The 18103-nt window shown below is 69.8% G+C and carries 18 protein-coding genes and 1 pseudogene; 10 read left to right on the forward strand and 9 right to left on the reverse strand.

What is annotated here, in order from left to right:
* Positions 1-49: 49 nt before the first annotated feature.
* Positions 50-1705, reverse strand: a complete 1656-nt coding sequence (locus tag ACWCP8_RS13720; RefSeq protein WP_352263853.1) for a protein kinase domain-containing protein — start codon at positions 1703-1705, stop codon at positions 50-52.
* A gap of 301 nt (positions 1706-2006) precedes the next feature.
* Here ACWCP8_RS13720 and ACWCP8_RS13725 point away from each other — a divergent pair, with 301 nt between their 5' ends.
* Positions 2007-3572, forward strand: coding sequence for a protein kinase domain-containing protein (locus ACWCP8_RS13725; protein ID WP_451116028.1), 1566 nt, complete (start codon positions 2007-2009; stop codon positions 3570-3572).
* A 23-nt stretch (positions 3573-3595) separates the two neighbouring features.
* Here the strand turns inward: ACWCP8_RS13725 and ACWCP8_RS13730 are convergent, their stop codons facing one another.
* From ACWCP8_RS13730 to ACWCP8_RS13740, 3 genes are all read right to left on the reverse strand, one after another.
* A complete protein-coding gene (locus ACWCP8_RS13730) occupies positions 3596-4579 on the reverse strand; it encodes a phosphotransferase (protein ID WP_355999699.1) in 984 nt (327 codons plus the stop codon).
* A gap of 63 nt (positions 4580-4642) precedes the next feature.
* On the reverse strand, positions 4643-5077 hold the full coding sequence (locus ACWCP8_RS13735; RefSeq protein ID WP_352263849.1) for a pyridoxamine 5'-phosphate oxidase family protein: 435 nt from the start codon (positions 5075-5077) through the stop codon (positions 4643-4645).
* Positions 5078-5228: 151 nt separating this feature from the next.
* Positions 5229-5888 (reverse strand): response regulator transcription factor, encoded by a 660-nt coding sequence (locus tag ACWCP8_RS13740; RefSeq protein WP_352264251.1) that lies wholly within the window; start codon positions 5886-5888, stop codon positions 5229-5231.
* Positions 5889-6226: 338 nt separating this feature from the next.
* Between ACWCP8_RS13740 and pdhA the strand changes: the two genes are divergently transcribed.
* The 3 genes from pdhA to ACWCP8_RS13755 are packed head-to-tail and all read left to right on the forward strand — an operon-like array spanning position 6227 to position 9806.
* Positions 6227-7375, forward strand: a complete 1149-nt coding sequence (pdhA, locus tag ACWCP8_RS13745) for a pyruvate dehydrogenase (acetyl-transferring) E1 component subunit alpha (protein WP_352263847.1) — start codon at positions 6227-6229, stop codon at positions 7373-7375.
* Positions 7376-7377: 2 nt separating this feature from the next.
* The gene (locus tag ACWCP8_RS13750) at positions 7378-8358 is read left to right on the forward strand and encodes an alpha-ketoacid dehydrogenase subunit beta (RefSeq protein WP_030930280.1); all 981 of its coding nucleotides are present in this window, start codon (positions 7378-7380) and stop codon (positions 8356-8358) included.
* An 11-nt stretch (positions 8359-8369) separates the two neighbouring features.
* The gene (locus ACWCP8_RS13755) at positions 8370-9806 is read left to right on the forward strand and encodes a dihydrolipoamide acetyltransferase family protein (RefSeq protein ID WP_451116031.1); all 1437 of its coding nucleotides are present in this window, start codon (positions 8370-8372) and stop codon (positions 9804-9806) included.
* On the opposite strand, the gene ACWCP8_RS13760 is transcribed toward ACWCP8_RS13755, so the two are convergent.
* On the reverse strand, positions 9793-10002 hold the full coding sequence (locus tag ACWCP8_RS13760) for a hypothetical protein (protein WP_451116032.1): 210 nt from the start codon (positions 10000-10002) through the stop codon (positions 9793-9795). The genes ACWCP8_RS13755 and ACWCP8_RS13760 overlap by 14 nt on opposite strands.
* A gap of 105 nt (positions 10003-10107) precedes the next feature.
* On the opposite strand from ACWCP8_RS13760, the pseudogene ACWCP8_RS13765 reads away from it, so the two are divergent.
* Positions 10108-10239: pseudogene (locus tag ACWCP8_RS13765) on the forward strand (Scr1 family TA system antitoxin-like transcriptional regulator); the annotation flags it as partial.
* A complete protein-coding gene (locus ACWCP8_RS13770; protein ID WP_451116083.1) occupies positions 10225-10368 on the forward strand; it encodes a DUF397 domain-containing protein in 144 nt (47 codons plus the stop codon). The pseudogene ACWCP8_RS13765 and the gene ACWCP8_RS13770, both read left to right, overlap by 15 nt.
* Before the next feature lie 51 nt (positions 10369-10419).
* On the opposite strand, the gene ACWCP8_RS13775 is transcribed toward ACWCP8_RS13770, so the two are convergent.
* Positions 10420-11319 (reverse strand): D-alanyl-D-alanine carboxypeptidase family protein, encoded by a 900-nt coding sequence (locus ACWCP8_RS13775; protein ID WP_451116034.1) that lies wholly within the window; start codon positions 11317-11319, stop codon positions 10420-10422.
* A gap of 173 nt (positions 11320-11492) precedes the next feature.
* Here ACWCP8_RS13775 and ACWCP8_RS13780 point away from each other — a divergent pair, with 173 nt between their 5' ends.
* Both ACWCP8_RS13780 and ACWCP8_RS13785 read left to right on the forward strand, forming a co-directional pair.
* Positions 11493-12167: a GntR family transcriptional regulator gene (locus tag ACWCP8_RS13780; RefSeq protein WP_352263839.1), complete on the forward strand. Its 675-nt coding sequence runs from the start codon at positions 11493-11495 to the stop codon at positions 12165-12167.
* Entirely contained in the window at positions 12164-13474 is a 1311-nt protein-coding gene (locus ACWCP8_RS13785) for an MFS transporter (RefSeq protein ID WP_352263837.1), read from the forward strand. The genes ACWCP8_RS13780 and ACWCP8_RS13785 overlap by 4 nt, the downstream gene beginning before the upstream one ends.
* 73 nt (positions 13475-13547) lie before the next feature.
* Here ACWCP8_RS13785 and ACWCP8_RS13790 read toward each other — a convergent pair whose 3' ends face one another.
* On the reverse strand, positions 13548-14372 hold the full coding sequence (locus ACWCP8_RS13790) for a maleylpyruvate isomerase family mycothiol-dependent enzyme (RefSeq protein ID WP_451116037.1): 825 nt from the start codon (positions 14370-14372) through the stop codon (positions 13548-13550).
* Between the two features lie 183 nt (positions 14373-14555).
* Between ACWCP8_RS13790 and ACWCP8_RS13795 the strand changes: the two genes are divergently transcribed.
* Together ACWCP8_RS13795 and ACWCP8_RS13800 are read left to right on the forward strand one after the other, a co-directional pair.
* Complete coding sequence (locus tag ACWCP8_RS13795; protein ID WP_355999624.1) at positions 14556-15356, forward strand: carbon-nitrogen family hydrolase; 801 nt, start codon at positions 14556-14558, stop codon at positions 15354-15356.
* 195 nt (positions 15357-15551) lie between these two features.
* The gene (locus ACWCP8_RS13800; protein ID WP_451116039.1) at positions 15552-17369 is read left to right on the forward strand and encodes an NHL domain-containing thioredoxin family protein; all 1818 of its coding nucleotides are present in this window, start codon (positions 15552-15554) and stop codon (positions 17367-17369) included.
* A 41-nt stretch (positions 17370-17410) separates the two neighbouring features.
* On the opposite strand, the gene ACWCP8_RS13805 is transcribed toward ACWCP8_RS13800, so the two are convergent.
* Both ACWCP8_RS13805 and ACWCP8_RS13810 read right to left on the reverse strand, forming a co-directional pair.
* Positions 17411-17611, reverse strand: a complete 201-nt coding sequence (locus ACWCP8_RS13805) for a hypothetical protein (protein ID WP_451116041.1) — start codon at positions 17609-17611, stop codon at positions 17411-17413.
* 98 nt (positions 17612-17709) lie between these two features.
* Complete coding sequence (locus tag ACWCP8_RS13810; protein ID WP_382829309.1) at positions 17710-17931, reverse strand: DUF6458 family protein; 222 nt, start codon at positions 17929-17931, stop codon at positions 17710-17712.
* Positions 17932-18103: the final 172 nt, after the last annotated feature.

The raw sequence follows: 18103 nt of genomic DNA on the forward strand, positions 1-18103 counted from the left end.
GCAGTGGTACCGCTGAACGGGCTACCGCCGAACAGCGCTACCGGCTTGCTCAGGCCGGGTCGCCCGTGGAGATGCGCAGCTCGAAGTGGGCGCCCTTCTCGGGGATGGCGGTACCCGCAGAGGGGAACTGGTCGATGATCTGGTCCTCGGCATAGGTGTTCCCGGCGACCTCGATCGTTTTGATCGTCCAGCCCGCGGCCAGGGCGCATTCCTTCGCGGAGACGATGTCCTTGTACAGGAAGCTCGGCGCGTCGACCTTGTTCGGGTCGTCGTTGTCCTCCATGGCGTCCGTGCAGTCCTCGGTCTTCATCGTCCGGTTCCGCTCCGGATCCTTGTGCTCGCCGGCCACCGCCGAGCTGCTCGGGTCGCCGCCGTTGTCCGAGTCCGAGCCCGGGTCGTCCTTCAGTGACAGCACCGTGATCAGCCCGCCGATCGCGATCAACGCGACCACGATCGAGCCCACGATCACGGGCATGTTCCGCTTGCTGCCACCACCGCTGCCGGAACCGCCGCCACCCACCGGCTGCGGTGCGATGTCGTACGGCGCCGGTGTCCGGTACTGATGCTGCATCGGCGCCGGGGTCCCGTATGCCGGGTTCGCCTGCGGGTAGCCGTACGACGGCGAAGAGGCAGGGGCCGGTGTCGGCGGGCCGTACGGGCCGGGCTGCTGCTGGTACTGCTGCGGCTGGTAGGGCATCTGCACGCTCTGCGGCGCCGGTGTGGACTGGTCGACCGGCGGGAAGACCGCCGAGCCGACGCCCGAGCCGCTGTTCGCCGGTGCGCCGCCGCCGACGATCACCGGGGCGCCCGTCCGGCCGCCCGCGTTCAGCACGCGCGTGATCTCGTCCTGCATCGCCGCGGCGCTGGGGAAGCGCTCGTTCGGATTCTTCTTCAGCGCGCGGGCCACCAGCGCGTCCATCGCCGGGGTGATCGACCGGTTGATGGAGGACGGCGCGACCGGCTCCTCCTGGACGTGTGCGTACGCGATGGCGAGCGGAGAGTCCGCGTCGAACGGAATCCGGCCGGTCAGCAGCTGGAACAGCATGATGCCGACCGAGTACAGGTCGGAGCGCGCGTCCACGCCACGGCCGAGGGCCTGTTCGGGAGAGAGGTACTGGGGAGTGCCGACGACCATGCCGGTCTGCGTCATCGACGTGACGCCCGACTGCATGGCGCGGGCGATGCCGAAGTCCATGACCTTCACGACACCACGCTTGGTCACCATGACGTTACCGGGCTTGATGTCGCGGTGGACCAGGCCCATTTCGTGGCTGGTGTCCAGCGCGGCCAGCACGTCGCCGGTCACCTTGAGCGCCTTTTCGGCCGGCATCGCACCGTGATCACGAATGTCCGCCTGGAGTACGGAGCCGAGCGGCTCCCCCTCCACGTACTCCATGACGATGTACGGCATCAGCGCGCCGCCGAGCTCGTCCTCGCCGGTGTCGAAGACCGAGACGATGTTGGTGTGCTGCAGCTTGGCAACAGCCTGCGCCTCGCGCCGGAACCGCTCACGGAAGGACTGCTCGCGCCCCAGCTCGGTGTGCAGCGTCTTGATCGCCACCTGGCGGTCGAGTGCGGAGTCGTACGCCAGATATACGGACGCCATTCCGCCTTCGCCGAGCAGGTCACGGAGCTGGTAACGGCCGCCGGCGACCGAACCGCCCGCGTAGCGACCCCGGGCACCGTGTGCGCCGTCCTGGCTCATGACTTGCTCCCCCTCGGCGCGCGTCTCACGCGAAGATCCCTATTACGCGCCAAGTCTGCCCGAGGGGTACGACACGTCAAGCCGGGTGCCCGTTCCGTGACCCTACGCACAGGAAGCGTCTCGGAAGCGTTACAGGAACCGCATGGAATTTGCGTGAGCGGTGCGGCAGCCGGTTGGATGGCCCGTCCCTCTCGAAACGGGGTGTCCGGCAGAGGCTGTAGCGTGACGTGGCAATGCAGCAAGGCAAGCAAGACACCGTGAGAACGCGCGGAAGCGCGGACAGATACGACGGCGAGGACTGATGGCACCCGAACCCGAAGCAAGCGGCGGCGGAGTTTCGGATGCGGCCGACTCCTGGGGCATCGGCGGTGTGGTCGGTGACGGACGTTATCGGATGACGCACCGGCTCGGCCGGGGCGGCATGGCCGAGGTCTTCGCGGCCGAGGACGTCCGGCTCGGACGTACGGTCGCAGTGAAGCTCCTCCGTTCCGATCTTGCCGAGGACCCGGTCTCCAAGGCCCGGTTCACACGTGAGGCACAGTCGGTCGCGGGCCTCAACCACCATGCGATCGTCGCGGTGTACGACTCCGGCGAGGACGTCGTGGGCGGCCAGACCGTCCCGTACATCGTGATGGAGCTCGTCGAGGGCCGCACCATTCGTGATCTGCTGCTCAATGCCGAGGCCCCGCCGCCGGAGCAGGCGCTGATCATCGTCTCGGGGGTGCTGGAGGCCCTCGCCTACTCGCATCAGCACGGCATCGTGCACCGTGACATCAAGCCGGCGAACGTGATCATCACGCACTCCGGTGCGGTCAAGGTGATGGACTTCGGCATCGCCCGTGCGCTGCACGGCGCACAGTCGACCATGACCCAGACCGGCATGGTCATGGGCACGCCGCAGTACCTCTCCCCCGAGCAGGCACTCGGCAAGGCCGTCGACCACCGCTCCGATCTGTACGCCACCGGCTGTCTGCTGTACGAACTCCTCGCGCTGCGGCCCCCGTTCACGGGTGAGACGCCGCTCTCCGTCGTCTACCAGCACGTCCAGGACATCCCGGTCCCGCCGTCCGAGGTCGCGGACGTGGTGCCGCCGGAGCTGGACGGGCTCGTCATGCGTTCGCTCGCGAAGGACCCGGACGACCGGTTCCAGAGCGCCGAGGAGATGCGCGGGCTGGTCCAGTACAGCCTGCAGATGCTTCAGGTGCAGGGCGGTCACACGGGCACCTGGAACACCGGCCCGGTCGCCATGCACGAGGGCGGCCACACCCCCGCCATGGGCATGGCGGGCGGCACGATGGCGATGGGGCACCCGCAGCACGGCGACACCTCGCAGGGCCCGATCCTGCCGCCGATGAACCCGGACGACGGCGGATACGACGGCGGTCACGGGGGCGGCGGCGGCCGCGGCAAGCTCTGGCTGTTCGTCGTCCTCGCGCTGATCGCGATCGGGGCCGGTGTCGCCATCGCGGTCAACGCGGCGAACACCGGCGACAACAATCACAAAAAGACGCCGACCACGACCTCCAGCTCCCCGGCGCCGACGAAGAGCTCGGAGGCGCCCAGCGACGAGGAGACGAAGGTCGTCCCGCCGCAGGACGAAACCACCGGTGGTGAGCAGCAGCCGAGCCGACAGCCGTCCACCACGCCGTCCACCACGCCCAGCAAACCGACCGAGGCCCCGTCCGAGACGGCCTCCCCGCCGGACACCGGCACGTCCGGCGGCACGACGAACGAGGGCGCGACCGGTGGCGAGAGCCCCGTGCCGAGTGACACGGCCACCGCTCCGGGCACCCCGGGCGGCAGCGACGTCGCCGGTGCGGACGGCGCCAGCACCGGTGACAGCGCGGCCGGCGGTACGTCCCAGTAGAGCCCCTGTGGCCCTGCCCGCCCTCACTCCGTGAAGGCCTCGCGCACCGCCTCGTACTCCCGCGTCCACCAGACCGCCAGGGCCGACACCGCAGGAAACTGTGGGTCGGCCCTTCGGTCGTGCAGGCGGTACCGCCAGTGCAGTATCCAGAAGTCGTTGAGCCGCTCCCACCACACCCGGTGCACCGCGGCGGCGAGTTCGGCGGCGCTCGCCCCGGCTGCCCGCCGGTAGGCCCGCGCGTACGCCCGTACCTTCTCCAGTTCCAGCTTCCCGGTCGGCTGCACGAAGAAGATCGCCGCGGCTCTTACCGCCTCCTCGGCGCGCGGCTGCACCCCCAGCCGGTCCCAGTCGATGATCGCGACCGGGTCCGCGTCCCGGTACAGCACGTTCAGCGGGTGGAAGTCGCCGTGCACCCAGCCGGTCGCCGGGATGTCGGGGGTGGGCGGCCGGTGGTCGGCGTACTGCTCCAGCAGGGCGCGCCGCTCGACGAGGCGATGTTCGGCCAGCTCGTCGAAGGCGTCCCGGGGGCGCCGGCCGCGCGCCGCGGCCAGCAGATCGTCGATCAGGGTGAACGTGTCGGCGGCGTCCGGGCCGGCATGTCCGCGCGCCTGGGCCACCCCCCTCTCCATCACTTGCGCGAGCCCGGTGTGTACGGCTCCGAGGAGTGCCCCGAGCCGCTGCGACTGGGCGGTGGTCAGCTGGGCGCCGACCCGGTGCAGTCCGTCGACCCAGGGGTGCAGGGCGTAGCACCGGCCGCCGATCTCCGTGACCGTGTCGCCCTCCGTGTCCTCGACGGGCGGAGCGACAGGCACCCCGAGCGACTGCAGCCGCTGGGTGGCGCGGTGCTGGCGCACGATCGTCGCGCGGTCGCCGGTGGAGTCGTCGAGGTGGTGCTTGAGGAAGTACGAGCCGCGGGTGGTGGAGACGCGGTAGCCGTGGTTGAGGAGGCCCAGGGTGATGGGCTTGCAGGTGAGGGGCTCACCGGCGTTCGGATAGCGGCGCAGCACCTCGCCGACCGGCGGAACAGGCGGGAGGGTTACAGATGAGCGCGGCACTCACCAAATGTTAGATCACGCTGCGTGGTGGGTCGGTTGACTTGCGTGGAAGTCCAGAGTGTGCATGGTGACGAAGTGCGGGTCGAGGCGGAGATAGACCGGCTCGAACCGTTCGCCGTTGACCTGCAGCGGCGCCGCACCGAAGCGCGTGCGCTGCTCCTCCGTGGGGTGCACGACCTCGGCGGGCCCGGTGAACTGCACCGACCACAGGGCGTCGCTGTCCTCGCCGCCGCCCTCGCCGGTGGCTGCCGCGTCGAAGTTGTCCACCCCGTACGCGACCACGGTGCCGTCGCACGACTCGTGGTGCCCGAGACCGCTGTGCATCCGCAGGACCACGCGCCCGTCGATCACGAGATGGCGGGCCACCGCCAGGAACGGGAGAGCCCGGCGGGTGGTCGCCAGCCGGCCGTACCGCACCCGGCGGATCAGCTCGATCGCTCGGACTTCCATCACTTGGGCTTCCATCGCTCGGGGTTCCGCAGAGGACATGGGTCCACTTTCCGGTACCGCGACGGGCGCAGAAAGAGGCCGCAGGCCCCGGTGATCGGGGACCAAGGTCCCGAAACCCGCAAATCCCCTCGCGAAGCCCCGCCCGCGCGGCTCAGCGTCGCTCCGCCTGCAGCCGCGCCACATAGGCGGCGGCCTGCGAGCGCCGCTCCATGCCCAGCTTGGACAGCAGACTGGAGACATAATTCTTGATCGTCTTCTCGGCGAGATGCAGCCGTTCGCCGATCACCCGGTTCGTCAGGCCCTCGCCGATCAGATCGAGGATGCGGCGTTCCTGGTCGGTGAGGGCGGACAGCTTGTCGTCGCCCCGGGCCACCTTGCCCTCGCGCAGCCGCTCCAGCACGCGCGCGGTCGCCACAGGGTCGAGCAGCGACTTTCCGGCCGCCACGTCCCGTACCGCGGTCAGCAGCTCATTGCCGCGGATCGCCTTCAGCACGTATCCCGACGCGCCCGCCATGATCGCGTCGAAGAGGGCCTCGTCGTCGGCGTACGAGGTCAGCATCAGGCATTTGATGCTCTCGTCCTTGGAGCGGATCTCCCGGCAGACCTCCACCCCGCTGCCGTCCGGCAGCCGCACGTCGAGCACCGCCACATCGGGCCGGGTGGCGGGGATGCGGAGCAGCGCGTCCGCCGCCGTGCCCGCCTCGCCGACGACCTCGATGTCGTCCTCGACCGCGAGCAATTCGTGCACTCCGCGGCGGACGACCTCATGGTCATCCAGCAGAAATACGGTGATTTTTCCTTCTTCGCGCACAAATGCAGTCTCACACACTCCCCCCTTCCCTGCCGCTGAACGGCGGGATAACGTGCCGTTGTTCCGGCGGCCTGCAAGGCTGTTACCAGTGCTGTGACCAGCGAAAGTTCCCGACTTTTTCGATTTACTTGGAAATCCAAGCAAAATCGCAGGTCAGATAGGGTTTCACAGTTGTGCGACGCACTGGGTAACGTGCCTTTGACAGGACGCTCGCCGGGGCACCTGTCACGCCTGTTCCCGGCCGAGCGGCACCCACCCCGTGCACGGGTACGGACACAGGCGAGCCGCACTGGTCTCCCGGCAGACCCCGGGGGCCGGACCGACGGAGGAGCACGCACGTGACCGTGGAGAGCACTGCCGCGCGCAAACCGCGACGCAGCAGCAAGCGGACCAGCGCCGCGAAGATGCCACAGAGTTCCGAGCCCGAGCTCGTACAGCTGCTGACGCCCGAGGGCGAGCGGGTGGAGCACCCGGACTACACGATCGACCTGACCGCGGACGAGCTCCGCGGTCTGTACCGGGACATGGTCCTGACCCGCCGCTTCGACGCCGAGGCCACCGCGCTGCAGCGTCAGGGCGAGCTGGGCCTGTGGGCCTCGCTGCTCGGCCAGGAGGCCGCCCAGATCGGCTCCGGCCGGGCGCTGCGCGACGACGACTATGTCTTCCCGACCTACCGTGAGCACGGCGTCGCCTGGTGCCGCGGGGTCGACCCGACCAATCTGCTCGGGATGTTCCGCGGTGTGAACCACGGCGGCTGGGACCCGAACACCAACAACTTCCACCTGTACACGATCGTCATCGGCTCGCAGACCCTGCACGCCACCGGCTACGCCATGGGCGTCGCCAAGGACGGCGCGGACTCGGCCGTGATCGCGTACTTCGGTGACGGCGCCTCCAGCCAGGGCGACGTCGCCGAGGCGTTCACCTTCTCCGCGGTCTACAACGCGCCCGTGGTGTTCTTCTGCCAGAACAACCAGTGGGCGATCTCCGAGCCGACCGAGAAGCAGACCCGGGTGCCGCTCTACCAGCGCGCACAGGGCTTCGGCTTCCCCGGCGTCCGGGTCGACGGCAACGACGTACTCGCCTGCCTGGCCGTCACCAGGTCGGCGCTGGAGCGGGCCCGCCGGGGCGAGGGCCCCACCCTCGTCGAGGCGTTCACCTACCGGATGGGCGCGCACACCACCTCCGACGACCCGACGAAGTACCGGGCGGACGAGGAGCGCGTCTCCTGGGAGGCCAAGGACCCGATCCTGCGGCTGCGTACGTACCTGGAGAAGCAGGAACTCGCCGACGAGGCGTACTTCACCGGGCTGGACGAGGAGAGCGAAGCCCTCGGCAAGCGGGTCCGCGAAGCGGTACGGGCCATGCCCGACCCCGACCGGATGGCGATCTTCGACCACGCCTACGCCGACGGGAACCCCCTCGTCGACGAGGAGCGCGCCGAGTTCGCCGCCTACCAGGCTTCGTTCGCCGAGGAGGGCAACTAGTCATGGCCACCCAGAAGATGTCCCTCGCGAAGGCGCTCAACGAGTCGCTGCGCAAGGCCCTCGACACCGACCCCAAGGTCCTCATCATGGGTGAGGACGTCGGCAAGCTGGGCGGAGTCTTCCGGATCACCGACGGACTCCAGAAGGACTTCGGCGAGGACCGGGTCATCGACACCCCGCTCGCCGAGTCCGGCATCGTCGGCACGGCGATCGGTCTGGCCCTGCGCGGCTACCGGCCGATCGTGGAGATCCAGTTCGACGGCTTCGTCTTCCCGGCGTACGACCAGATCGTCACGCAGCTCGCGAAGATGCACGCCCGCGCGCTCGGCAAGATCAAGCTGCCGGTCGTCGTCCGGATCCCGTACGGCGGCGGCATCGGCGCCGTCGAGCACCACAGCGAGTCGCCCGAGGCCCTGTTCGCGCATGTCGCGGGGCTGAAGGTGGTCTCGCCGTCCAATGCCTCGGACGCCTACTGGATGATGCAGCAGGCCGTCCAGAGTGACGACCCGATCATCTTCTTCGAGCCGAAGCGGCGCTACTGGGACAAGGGCGACGTCGAGACCGACCTCATCCCCGGACCGCTGCACAAGGCCGCGACGGTACGGGAGGGCTCGGACCTCACCCTCGTCGCGTACGGTCCGATGGTGAAGGTCTGCCTCGAAGCGGCCGCGGCCGCCCAGGAGGAGGGCAAGTCCATCGAGGTCCTGGACCTGCGGTCGATGTCCCCGATCGACTTCGACGCCGTCCAGGCGTCGGTCGAGAAGACCGGCCGGCTGGTCGTGGTCCACGAGGCGCCGGTGTTCTACGGCTCCGGGGCCGAGATCGCCGCCCGCATCACGGAGCGCTGCTTCTACCATCTCGAAGCACCGGTGCTCCGGGTCGGTGGCTACCACGCCCCGTATCCGCCGGCGCGCCTCGAGGACGAGTACCTGCCGGGCCTGGACCGCGTGCTCGACGCCGTCGACCGCTCGCTGGCGTACTGAGGAGAAGGTTCGTGACGACGATGACCGAAACGTCTGCTCGCTTCCGTGAGTTCAAGATGCCCGATGTGGGCGAGGGACTGACCGAGGCCGAGATCCTCAAGTGGTACGTCCAGCCGGGCGACACCGTCACCGACGGCCAGGTCGTGTGCGAGGTCGAGACCGCCAAGGCGGCCGTGGAGCTGCCGATCCCGTTCGACGGGGTGGTGCACGAGCTGCGCTTCCCCGAGGGCACGACCGTCGACGTCGGTCAGGTGATCATCGCGGTGGACGTGGTGCCCGGCGGCGGCGAAGCAGCGGCGGAGCCGGCGGCTCCGGCCGTGGCCGAACCGGAACCGGCTGCGGAACCGGAGGCACCGAAGGGCCGCCAGCCCGTGCTGGTGGGCTACGGCGTGGCCGAGTCCTCCACCAAGCGGCGCGCCCGCAAGGGAACCGAGCCGCCGGCTGCCGCGGCTGCCGCGATCCAGGGCGAGCTGAACGGCCACACCACGGCCACCGCCGTCCCCGCCCCCGCCTCCACCGTCGTCCCGGAGAGCCGCCCGCTCGCCAAGCCGCCGGTGCGCAAGCTGGCGAAGGACCTGGGCATCGATCTGGCGACGGTCACCCCGACCGGTCCGGGCGGGATCATCACCCGCGAGGACGTGCACGCGGCGGCCACGCCCGTACCGGAGCCGGCAGCCGCACCCGCCGCCCCGGCCGCGGCACCCGAGGCTGTTGCGGTGCCCGTTGCCGCAGCCCCCGTCCCGGGCGCCCGGGAGACCCGTATCCCGGTCAAGGGCGTACGGAAGGCCATCGCGCAGGCGATGGTCGGGAGCGCGTTCACGGCGCCGCATGTCACCGAGTTCGTGACGGTCGACGTCACGCGCACGATGAAGCTCGTGGCGGAGCTCAAGGAAGACAAGGACATGGCGGGGGTCCGGGTCAACCCGCTCCTGATCATTGCCAAGGCGCTCCTGGTCGCGATCAAGCGGAACCCGGAGGTCAACGCCGCCTGGGACGAGGCCAACCAGGAGATCGTGCAGAAGCACTACGTGAACCTGGGCATCGCGGCCGCCACTCCGCGCGGTCTGATCGTGCCGAACATCAAGGACGCGCACGACAAGACCCTGCCCCAGCTCGCCGCGGCGCTGGGCGAGCTGGTCACCACGGCGCGCGAGGGCAAGACGTCCCCCGCCGCCATGGCGGGCGGCACGGTGACGATCACCAACGTCGGCGTCTTCGGTGTCGACACGGGTACGCCGATCCTGAACCCGGGCGAGTCCGCGATCCTTGCGATCGGTGCGATCAAGCTGCAGCCGTGGGTCCACAAGGGCAAGGTGAAGCCCCGCCAGGTCACCACGCTGGCACTGTCGTTCGACCACCGACTGGTCGACGGCGAGCTGGGCTCCAAGGTGCTGGCGGATGTCGCCGCGATCCTGGAGCAGCCCAAGAGGCTGATCACCTGGGCCTGATGGCCTTCGATCCCGCACCACCGGTGGGCCTGCGCGTCTCGACGCGTAGGCCCACCGTCGTCTGCCCGGACGGTGGCGCCAGGGCGAGTTCGGCGAAGACGATCTTGCCGATCGTGCGGGGTTCGACGCCCCGGTGGTCGGCGAGTTGGGCGACGATCAGCAGCCCGCGTCCGTACCTCTCGTTGGCGGTGGCCACGCGCAGGCCCGCCAGCCGTTCGCCGCGCGGATCGCTCGCCTCGATACGGAGGGCGGCGGCCGTGAGGATCAGGTGGACCCGGAAGAGTCGGTCACGCAGACAGCCGTGCAGTCGATGGTGGAGTACGTGGCCTTGGAGGACATCGCCACCGGTCTGCGTGCCTGGCAGCTTTCCATCGTTCCCGGCCTGCTTCAGACGCCTGATTACGCCCGAGCCCTCGCCGTGGGCAACGGCTCCTGCGTCGAGGTTGCTCGCAACATCCCCGACACCGCCGCCGTCCGCGACTTCAAGCGCCCCACCGGACCCGTCCTGATCATCGCCCCCACCGCGTGGGACGCCTTCCAGGCCGACCTGCGCCGGCCGTAGGTACAGCAAGAGGGGCCCTGCAGCGCAGGGCCCCTCCTCCGTGCCGCAGGACTACTTGCTGAAGCCGTAGTCCATGAGCTTCTTCGCGTCCGCCGTCCGGTTCGTCTCGGAGGTGGAGGCGAGGACGGTGCCGATGACCGTCTTGCTGTTGCGGGTCGCGGCGAAGACCAGGCAGTACTTGGCCTCCGGGCCGGAACCGGTCTTCACGCCGATCGCGCCGCTGTAGCTGCCGAGCAGCTTGTTGGTGTTGGTCCACGACATGTAGCGGTAGCCACCGCTCTTCGTGGTGACCTTCTGCGTCGTCGACTGTGTCTTCACGACCGTGCGGAACGTGGTGTTCTTCATCGCACTGCTGGCGATCTTCGTCAGGTCGCGCGGCGTCGAGTAGTTCGAGCCATTCCCTATGCCGTCGAACGAGTCGAAGTGCGTGTTCTTCAGGCCGAGGGCTGTGGCGGCGCTGTTCATCTTGCCGATGAACGACTTCACGCGGGCCGCGCGGGTGGTGCCGGAGCCGAACTTGTCGGCCAGCGCGTACGCGGCGTCGCAGCCGGACGGCAGCATCAGACCGTAGAGGAGCTGGCGGACGGTGACCTTGTCGCCCACGATCAGACGGGCCGAGGAGGCGTTCTTGGCGACGATGTAGTCGCTGTACGCCTGCTGGATCGTGACCTTGGAATCCAGGTTGAGATTCGTCTGCGACAGGACCACCTTGGCGGTCATGATCTTGGTGGTGGAGCCGGTCGAGCGACGGGTGTCCGCGGCCTTGGTGAAGAGGGTCGTCCCCGTGCCGTTGTTCATCACGTAGCCGCCCGCGGCGACGATCGTGGGCGTCGGCAGTGTGGCGGCCTGTGCCGTGGAGGCGAACGCGCTGCCCGCGATGACAGCACCCGCGGTGAGAGCCACAGCGGTAGTGGCAGAAATGCGGTGTATGCCCTTAATGCCGATTTTCAACTTGAACGCTCCAAATGCCCCTGGAATGCGGCTACATGAGGGTGCCGCTCGGTGGTGAGACTCATGAGGCGAGCAGAAGGATGTGCCGATTCCCGAGGTAATTTCCGGGGCTTTACCGTCCGGATCCCGGACAGGGTCCCGGCGCGCACGCATGTTGTATCTATGCTGTGTGCATGCCTGCCGCACCCCCTGCCGTGACCCGCCCGCCCGTCAAGCAACCGCCCGCCGCCGAGCGCGTCTACACCCACATCAAGCAGGCGGTTCTCGACCGCCGGTACGAGGGCGGGACGCTGCTCACGGAAGGGGACCTGGCGGAGGCCGTCGGCGTCTCCCGTACCCCGGTGCGCGAGGCGCTGCTGCGACTGGAGGTCGAAGGGCTGATCAAGCTCTACCCGAAGAAGGGGGCGTTGGTGCTCGCCGTCTCCGCGCAGGAGATCGCGGACGTGGTGGAGACCCGGCTGCTGGTCGAGGAGTTCGCCGCCCGCAAGGCCGTGCCTGCTTCGGCGAAGCTGATCTCCCGGCTGGAGGAGCTGCTCGACGAGCAGCGGCAGCACGTTGCGGCCGGGGATCTCGCAGCCGTCTCGGTCGCGGACCGCTGCTTCCACGCCGAGATCGTGCGCCACGCGGGCAACGAGATCCTGTCGCGCCTCTACGACCAGCTGCGCGACCGGCAGCTGCGGATGGGCGTCGCAGTGATGGAGGCGCATCCCGGCAGGATCGCCGCCAACATCACCGAACACGGCGAGCTGCTGGACGCGATCAGGGCCGGTGACGCGGACGGTGCCGCACAGGTCGTGCGGCGCCACGTCAGCCGGGTCAAGGTGCTGGTCCGGGGTGAGGACCGGTGAGTTCTGCCGCCGCTCCCAGCCTGTCCCTGCCCGGTGATCCGCCCGGCGGCCGGCGCGCCGCCCGGGTCTGGGGCATCGGTGTCGCCGTCTACTTCGTCGCGATCATCTTCCGTACGAGCCTCGGGGTCGCCGGCCTGGACGCCGCCGACCGGTTCGGCGTCAACGCCTCCGCCCTGTCGACGTTCTCCATCCTTCAGCTGCTCGTCTACGCGGGCATGCAGATACCTGTCGGCCTGATGGTCGACCGGCTCGGCACCAAGAAGGTCCTCACCATCGGGGTCGTCCTGTTCACCGTCGGGCAGCTCGGCTTCGCGCTCTCCCCGTCGTACGCCACGGCGCTGGCCTCCCGCGCGCTGCTCGGCTGCGGCGACGCGATGACGTTCATCAGTGTGCTGCGGCTCGGCGCCCGCTGGTTCCCGGCCCGGCGCGGGCCGCTGATCGGCCAGATCGCCGCGCTCTTCGGCATGGCGGGCAACCTCGTCTCGACGCTCTTCATCGCCCGCGCCCTCCACGGCTTCGGCTGGACTGCCACGTTCGCGGGCAGCGCGGTCGCCGGGGTCGTGGTGCTGGTGCTGCTGCTCCTCTTCCTGAAGGACCACCCCGAGGGGCACGAGCCGCCACCCGTCGAGCACGCCGGCGCGGCATATGTGCGCAAGCAGATCGCCGCCTCCTGGCGGGAGCCCGGTACCCGGCTCGGGATGTGGGTGCACTTCACCACGCAGTTCCCGGCCATGGTGTTCCTGCTGCTGTGGGGGATGCCGTTCCTGGTGGAGGCGCAGGGGCTGAGCAGGTCCACCGCCGGTGAGCTGCTCACCCTGGTGGTGCTCTCCAACATGGCCGTCGGCCTCGTCTACGGGCAGGTCATCGCCCGCCACCATGCCGCGCGGGCCCCGCTGGCCCTCGGCACGGTCGCGTTGACCGCCGCCCTGTGGGCGTCGGCCATCCTGTACCCGGGCGACCATGCGCCGATGTGGCTGCTGACCACGCTCTGCGCGGTGCTCGGCGCCTGCGGTCCCGCCTCGATGATCGGCTTCGACTTCGCGCGCCCGGCCAACCCGCCGGAGCGGCAGGGCACCGCGTCGGGGATCGTCAACATGGGCGGCTTCACCGCCTCGATGACCACCCTGTTCGCCGTCGGTGTGCTGCTCGACGCGACGGGCGACAACTACCGCATCGCCTTCGCCTCCGTCTTCGTGCTGGAGGCGCTCGGGGTCGTCCAGATTCTGCGGCTGCACGCCCGCGCCACGCTGCGGGAGCGGAACCACCATGTGATCAGCCGCGTGGAGGCCGTGCACGTACCCGCGTGACCCCTGCGGCAGCCGGCTCGGCGGCGCGCCCGTCTCTTCACTTCACGAAAGACGGGCGCCGCCGACCGTGCCGTTACGGGGTCACGGCAAAGTTCTGCAGGATCGCCGTCGCCAGCTCCTGGTCGCCCTCGACCTTGATCCGGTCCGCGACCGCCGCCGGGCGGACCCGGCCGCAGGCCAGCCGGACGTAGGTCTCCCAGTCCATCGACAGCGTCACCGCGGGCCCCAGCGAAGGCGAACCGTCCACCGAACCATGGCCGTCCGCGTCGACCCTGACCGTCCGCAGGAACTCCACCGGCCCGTGCACATCGAGCACGACCGCCGAGTTGGGCGGCGCGCCCGCGTCCTTGGCGACCACCTTCGGCAGCGCGGCGAGCAGCGTGTCCCGGGCGATGGTGGCTCCGGGGGAGTCCAGGTTGCCGGGCCTGCCCAGCGTCGTCCGCAAATCCTGCTCGTGCACCCAGACGTCGAAGGCCCGCATCCGCAGCGCCAGTTCCAGGGTCTGCTCGGTGCCGAGCGGCGCGCGGGTCATGGTCTCCGGGTCACGCGACTCGTTCCGCAGCTGACGGGAGCGGCGGATGATCGTGTACTCCAGCTCGGAGGTCATCTCGGGTGCGGTGTGGTGGCGCCGCACATCGACCTGCATCTCCATGTAGCGGGTGAAGTCGCTCTGTACGTGATAGAGATCGCGCGGCAGCGTGTGGATCGGCCGCGGATCGCCGAGCTGCTCGCACTCCATGCCGATGACGTGCGAGACGATGTCGCGCACCGACCAACCGGGGCACGGTGTACGGCCGTTCCACTCCCCCTCGGCGAGCGGCTTCACCAGCTCGGCTATCGACTCGACGGAGTGGGTCCAGGCATCGGCGTAGGTCTGGAGGCTGGGATGGACGGTCACGGGACCCCTCGTGCGGTTCTTCGGTGCATGGGCTGGACTGCTGGGCGCGGTCGGCGGGCGGCGGCTGCGGGCTGCGTGGGAGGCTCGGTCGCTAAGTTACGCTGCGAGCAGGCACCCCGGCAGTGCTTTCGTGTGACGATCGTAGGCCTGTGTTGACGGCTCGAATGCCAGGACGGTGGTAGTGTGCGCGCCTCCCTCATCCAGATCGCAGTAGACCCGGACGAATCCGTCAATTCCCGCAGGGATCGCGTGGCGTCGTTGGTCGCGGACCAACGTGGCGCCGATCTGGTGGTCCTCCCCGAACTCTGGCCGGTCGGCGCGTTCGCGTACACCGCCTTCGCCGATGAGGCCGAACCGCTCCGCGGGCCCACCCATGACCTTATGGCGAAGGCCGCGGCCGACGCCGGAGTCTGGCTGCACGCCGGCTCCTTCGTGGAGCGCGCCGACGACGGCACGCTCTACAACACCTCGCTGGTCTTCACCCCGGAGGGCGAGCGGGCAGCCGCCTACCGCAAGATCCACCGATTCGGCTTCGACAAGGGCGAGGCGGTGATGATGGGCGCCGGCGAGGACCTCGTGACGGTCGCCCTGCCGCAGACCACGCTCGGCCTGGCCACCTGCTACGACCTGCGCTTCCCCGAGCTGTTCCGCGGCCTCGTCGACGCGGGCGCGCAGACGCTCGTCGTCCCGGCGGGCTGGCCGGAGCGGCGCCGCGCCCACTGGACGCTGCTGGCCCAGGCGCGCGCCGTCGAGAACCAGGCGTACGTCCTGGCCGTCGGCACCGCGGGCACCCACGCCGGGGTCGAGCAGGCCGGGCACAGCATCGCCGTCGACCCGTGGGGCGAGGTGCTCGCCGAGGCGGGCTCGGACGAGGAGGTGCTCACCGTGGAGTTCGACCCGGCCGGGGTCGCCGCCACGCGGGAGCAGTTCCCGGCGCTCAAGGACCGACGGCTGGGACTTGCCCCGCCGTCGAGCGGCCGCTGACGCATCGGTCGGACCGGAGATCGCACCACCGCCGGGTATCCGCTGACGTATCCGTCGGGCCGGGCCTCGCCCCAGCGTCGGGCGGGGCCAGGTTTCACGTGAAACGTCCCGGTGGGACTCTCCAACGTGTGGGGCCTCAGCCCTGCCTGAGACCCTCCGGAATGCGGCCGCACTGCGGTGATGTTGACTGTTCACATGGCAACACGTACGCGCGTCAGGGCCCCCGAGCTGATCGGCAAGGGTGGCTGGCTCAATACCGGCGACCAGCAATACACTCTCGCTGACCTGCGAGGACGCATCGTCATTCTGGATTTTTGGACGTTCTGCTGTGTGAACTGTCTGCATGTCCTCGATGAGCTGCGCGAACTGGAGGAGAAGCACCGCGACACCGTGGTGATCATCGGTGTCCATTCGCCGAAGTTCGTCCACGAGGCCGAGCACCAGGCCGTCGTCGACGCCGTCGAGCGGTACGAGGTCCACCACCCCGTCCTCGACGACCCCGAGCTCGCCACCTGGAAGCAGTACGCCGTACGCGCCTGGCCGACGCTCGTCGTCATCGACCCCGAGGGCTATGTCGTCGCCCAGCACGCCGGCGAGGGCCATGCGCACGCCATCGAGCAGCTCGTCGAGGAGCTGGAGGCCGAGCACGCCGCGAAGGGCACGCTGCGCCGCGGCGACGGCCCGTACGTGGCGCCCGAGCCCGTCGCCACGCATCTGCGCTTTCCCGGCAAGGCCCTGCTGCTGCCGGACGGCGGCTTCCTCGTCTCCGACACCACCCGGCATCGCCTCGTCGAGATCGAACGGGACGGTGAGACGGTCCGCCGTCACTTCGGCACGGGGGACCGCGGGCTCGCGGACGGCGGGCCCGGCGAGGTCCGGTTCAGTGAGCCGCAGGGGCTCGCCGTGCTGCCCGACGGCCGGATCGCCGTCGCCGACACCGTCAACCACGCCATCCGCGCCCTCGACCTCACGACCGGGGTGACGACGACCCTCGCGGGCACCGGCCACCAGTGGTGGCAGGGCTCCCCGACGTCCGGCCCGGCGCGAGAGGTCGACCTCTCCTCCCCGTGGGACGTCGCCTGGTTCGCCGACCGGCTGTGGATCGCCATGGCCGGCGTCCACCAGCTGTGGTCGTACGACCCGGAGTCCGGCACCGTGCAGGTCGCCGCGGGCACGACCAACGAAGGACTTGTCGACGGTCCGGCCGACGAGGCCTGGTTCGCCCAGCCGTCCGGGCTTGCCGCCTCGGCCGATGGCGACCGGCTCTGGGTCGCCGACTCGGAGACGTCCGCGCTGCGGTACGTGGACCGGGACGGGACCGTGCACACGGCCGTCGGCACCGGCCTCTTCGATTTCGGTCACCGCGACGGCGCCGCCGACCAGGCGCTCTTCCAGCACCCGCTGGGCGTGACCGCACTGCCCGATGGGTCCGTCGCCGTCAGCGACACGTACAACCACGCCCTGCGCCGTTACGACCCCGCCACCCGCGAGGTCACCACGCTGGCCACGGATCTGCGCGAGCCGAGCGATGCCGTGCTGGTCGACGGCGATCTCGTCGTCGTCGAGTCCGCCCGGCACCGGCTGACCCGGCTGCGGCTGCCCGAGGAGGCCGTACGCGTCGCCGACCAGGCGCACCGTACCCAGCGCGCGGCCACCGAGATCGCCCCCGGCACGCTCCGGCTGGACGTGGTCTTCCAGGCGCCCGCCGGTCAGAAGCTGGACACCCGGTACGGTCCCTCGACCCGGCTGCTGGTCTCGTCGACCCCGCCCGAGCTGCTGGCGGAGGGCGCCGGCCCCGGCACCGATCTCTTCCGCGACCTGGTCCTGGCCGACGGCGTCACCGAAGGCGTCCTGCATGTGTCCGCGATGGCGGCGTCCTGTGACGACGACCCGGAGAACGAGTACCCGGCCTGCCACGTCCACCAGCAGGACTGGGGCGTCCCCGTCCGCTTGAGTGCGCAGGGGACGTCGCGGCTGCCGCTGGTGCTCGCCGGAATGGACGAGCAGGCCTGACGGGCCGACGGGCTCAGAAGTCGTCGGCGCCGTTGCGGAGCTCAGGCGTCCAGTAGCCCGTCGCGCACTTCGCGGGCCGGTGGTTCGTCCTCCCGCAGGGCGTCCACCAAGTGGCTCATGGGGACGGGGGCGTTGGGGTTCAGGAGCAGTGCGGCGAGCAGACTGCGGCGCTCGGCGGGGCCGAGTGACAGATCACCGGACTCGGTGGCTACGGACATCGCACCGAGCAGGTGGAACTTCACTGTCACTCTTCCTCCGGGCAAAGAACTGAGATCACCGCCCGGGGCCCCGCCGAACCGCTGTGAGCTGCGCCGCAACAGCAAAGAGGCCGGAAGTCGGTTCAGATTCCGCGGCGCTCGTCCTCGGCCACGACCGTGGTGCTGGGCGGTACGACCATCCGGCGGCGCCGCGCGATGCTCGCGTAGACGATGACTCCGATGATGCCGACGATCATCATGATCCAGCCGACCAGGTCGACATTGACGGTGTCCATCTGCCAGTCGGTGGCGAAGGTGAGTATCGCCCCGACGGCGATGAGGATGATAAATCCTCCGAGTCCCATGGGTCACGCCTCCTCGGCGGTCCGGAGGCTCCGGACCGTGCACGGATCGCGTACCCGGCCCGGCGACAACCATGTGTGGAAGGCGGATCGGCCCGCGAAGGTGCCGGTCCGGTCCACCCACCCGCCCGGCGCACCCGACTCGGCGACCGGCCCGGCCGCCGGTGCACGGGCA

This window comes from Streptomyces sp. NPDC002206 (genome assembly GCF_053593595.1).

Excerpts from the sequence above, each read along its gene's own strand:
- ACWCP8_RS13720 (WP_352263853.1), bottom strand. The coding sequence starts at position 1,705 with ATGAGCCAGGACGGCGCACACGGTGCCCGGGGTCGCTACGCGGGCGGT.
- ACWCP8_RS13725 (WP_451116028.1), top strand. The coding sequence starts at position 2,007 with ATGGCACCCGAACCCGAAGCAAGCGGCGGCGGAGTTTCGGATGCGGCC.
- ACWCP8_RS13735 (WP_352263849.1), bottom strand. The coding sequence starts at position 5,077 with ATGGAAGTCCGAGCGATCGAGCTGATCCGCCGGGTGCGGTACGGCCGG.
- ACWCP8_RS13750 (WP_030930280.1), top strand. The coding sequence starts at position 7,378 with ATGGCCACCCAGAAGATGTCCCTCGCGAAGGCGCTCAACGAGTCGCTG.
- ACWCP8_RS13780 (WP_352263839.1), top strand. The coding sequence starts at position 11,493 with ATGCCTGCCGCACCCCCTGCCGTGACCCGCCCGCCCGTCAAGCAACCG.
- ACWCP8_RS13800 (WP_451116039.1), top strand. The coding sequence starts at position 15,552 with ATGGCAACACGTACGCGCGTCAGGGCCCCCGAGCTGATCGGCAAGGGT.
- ACWCP8_RS13810 (WP_382829309.1), bottom strand. The coding sequence starts at position 17,931 with ATGGGACTCGGAGGATTTATCATCCTCATCGCCGTCGGGGCGATACTC.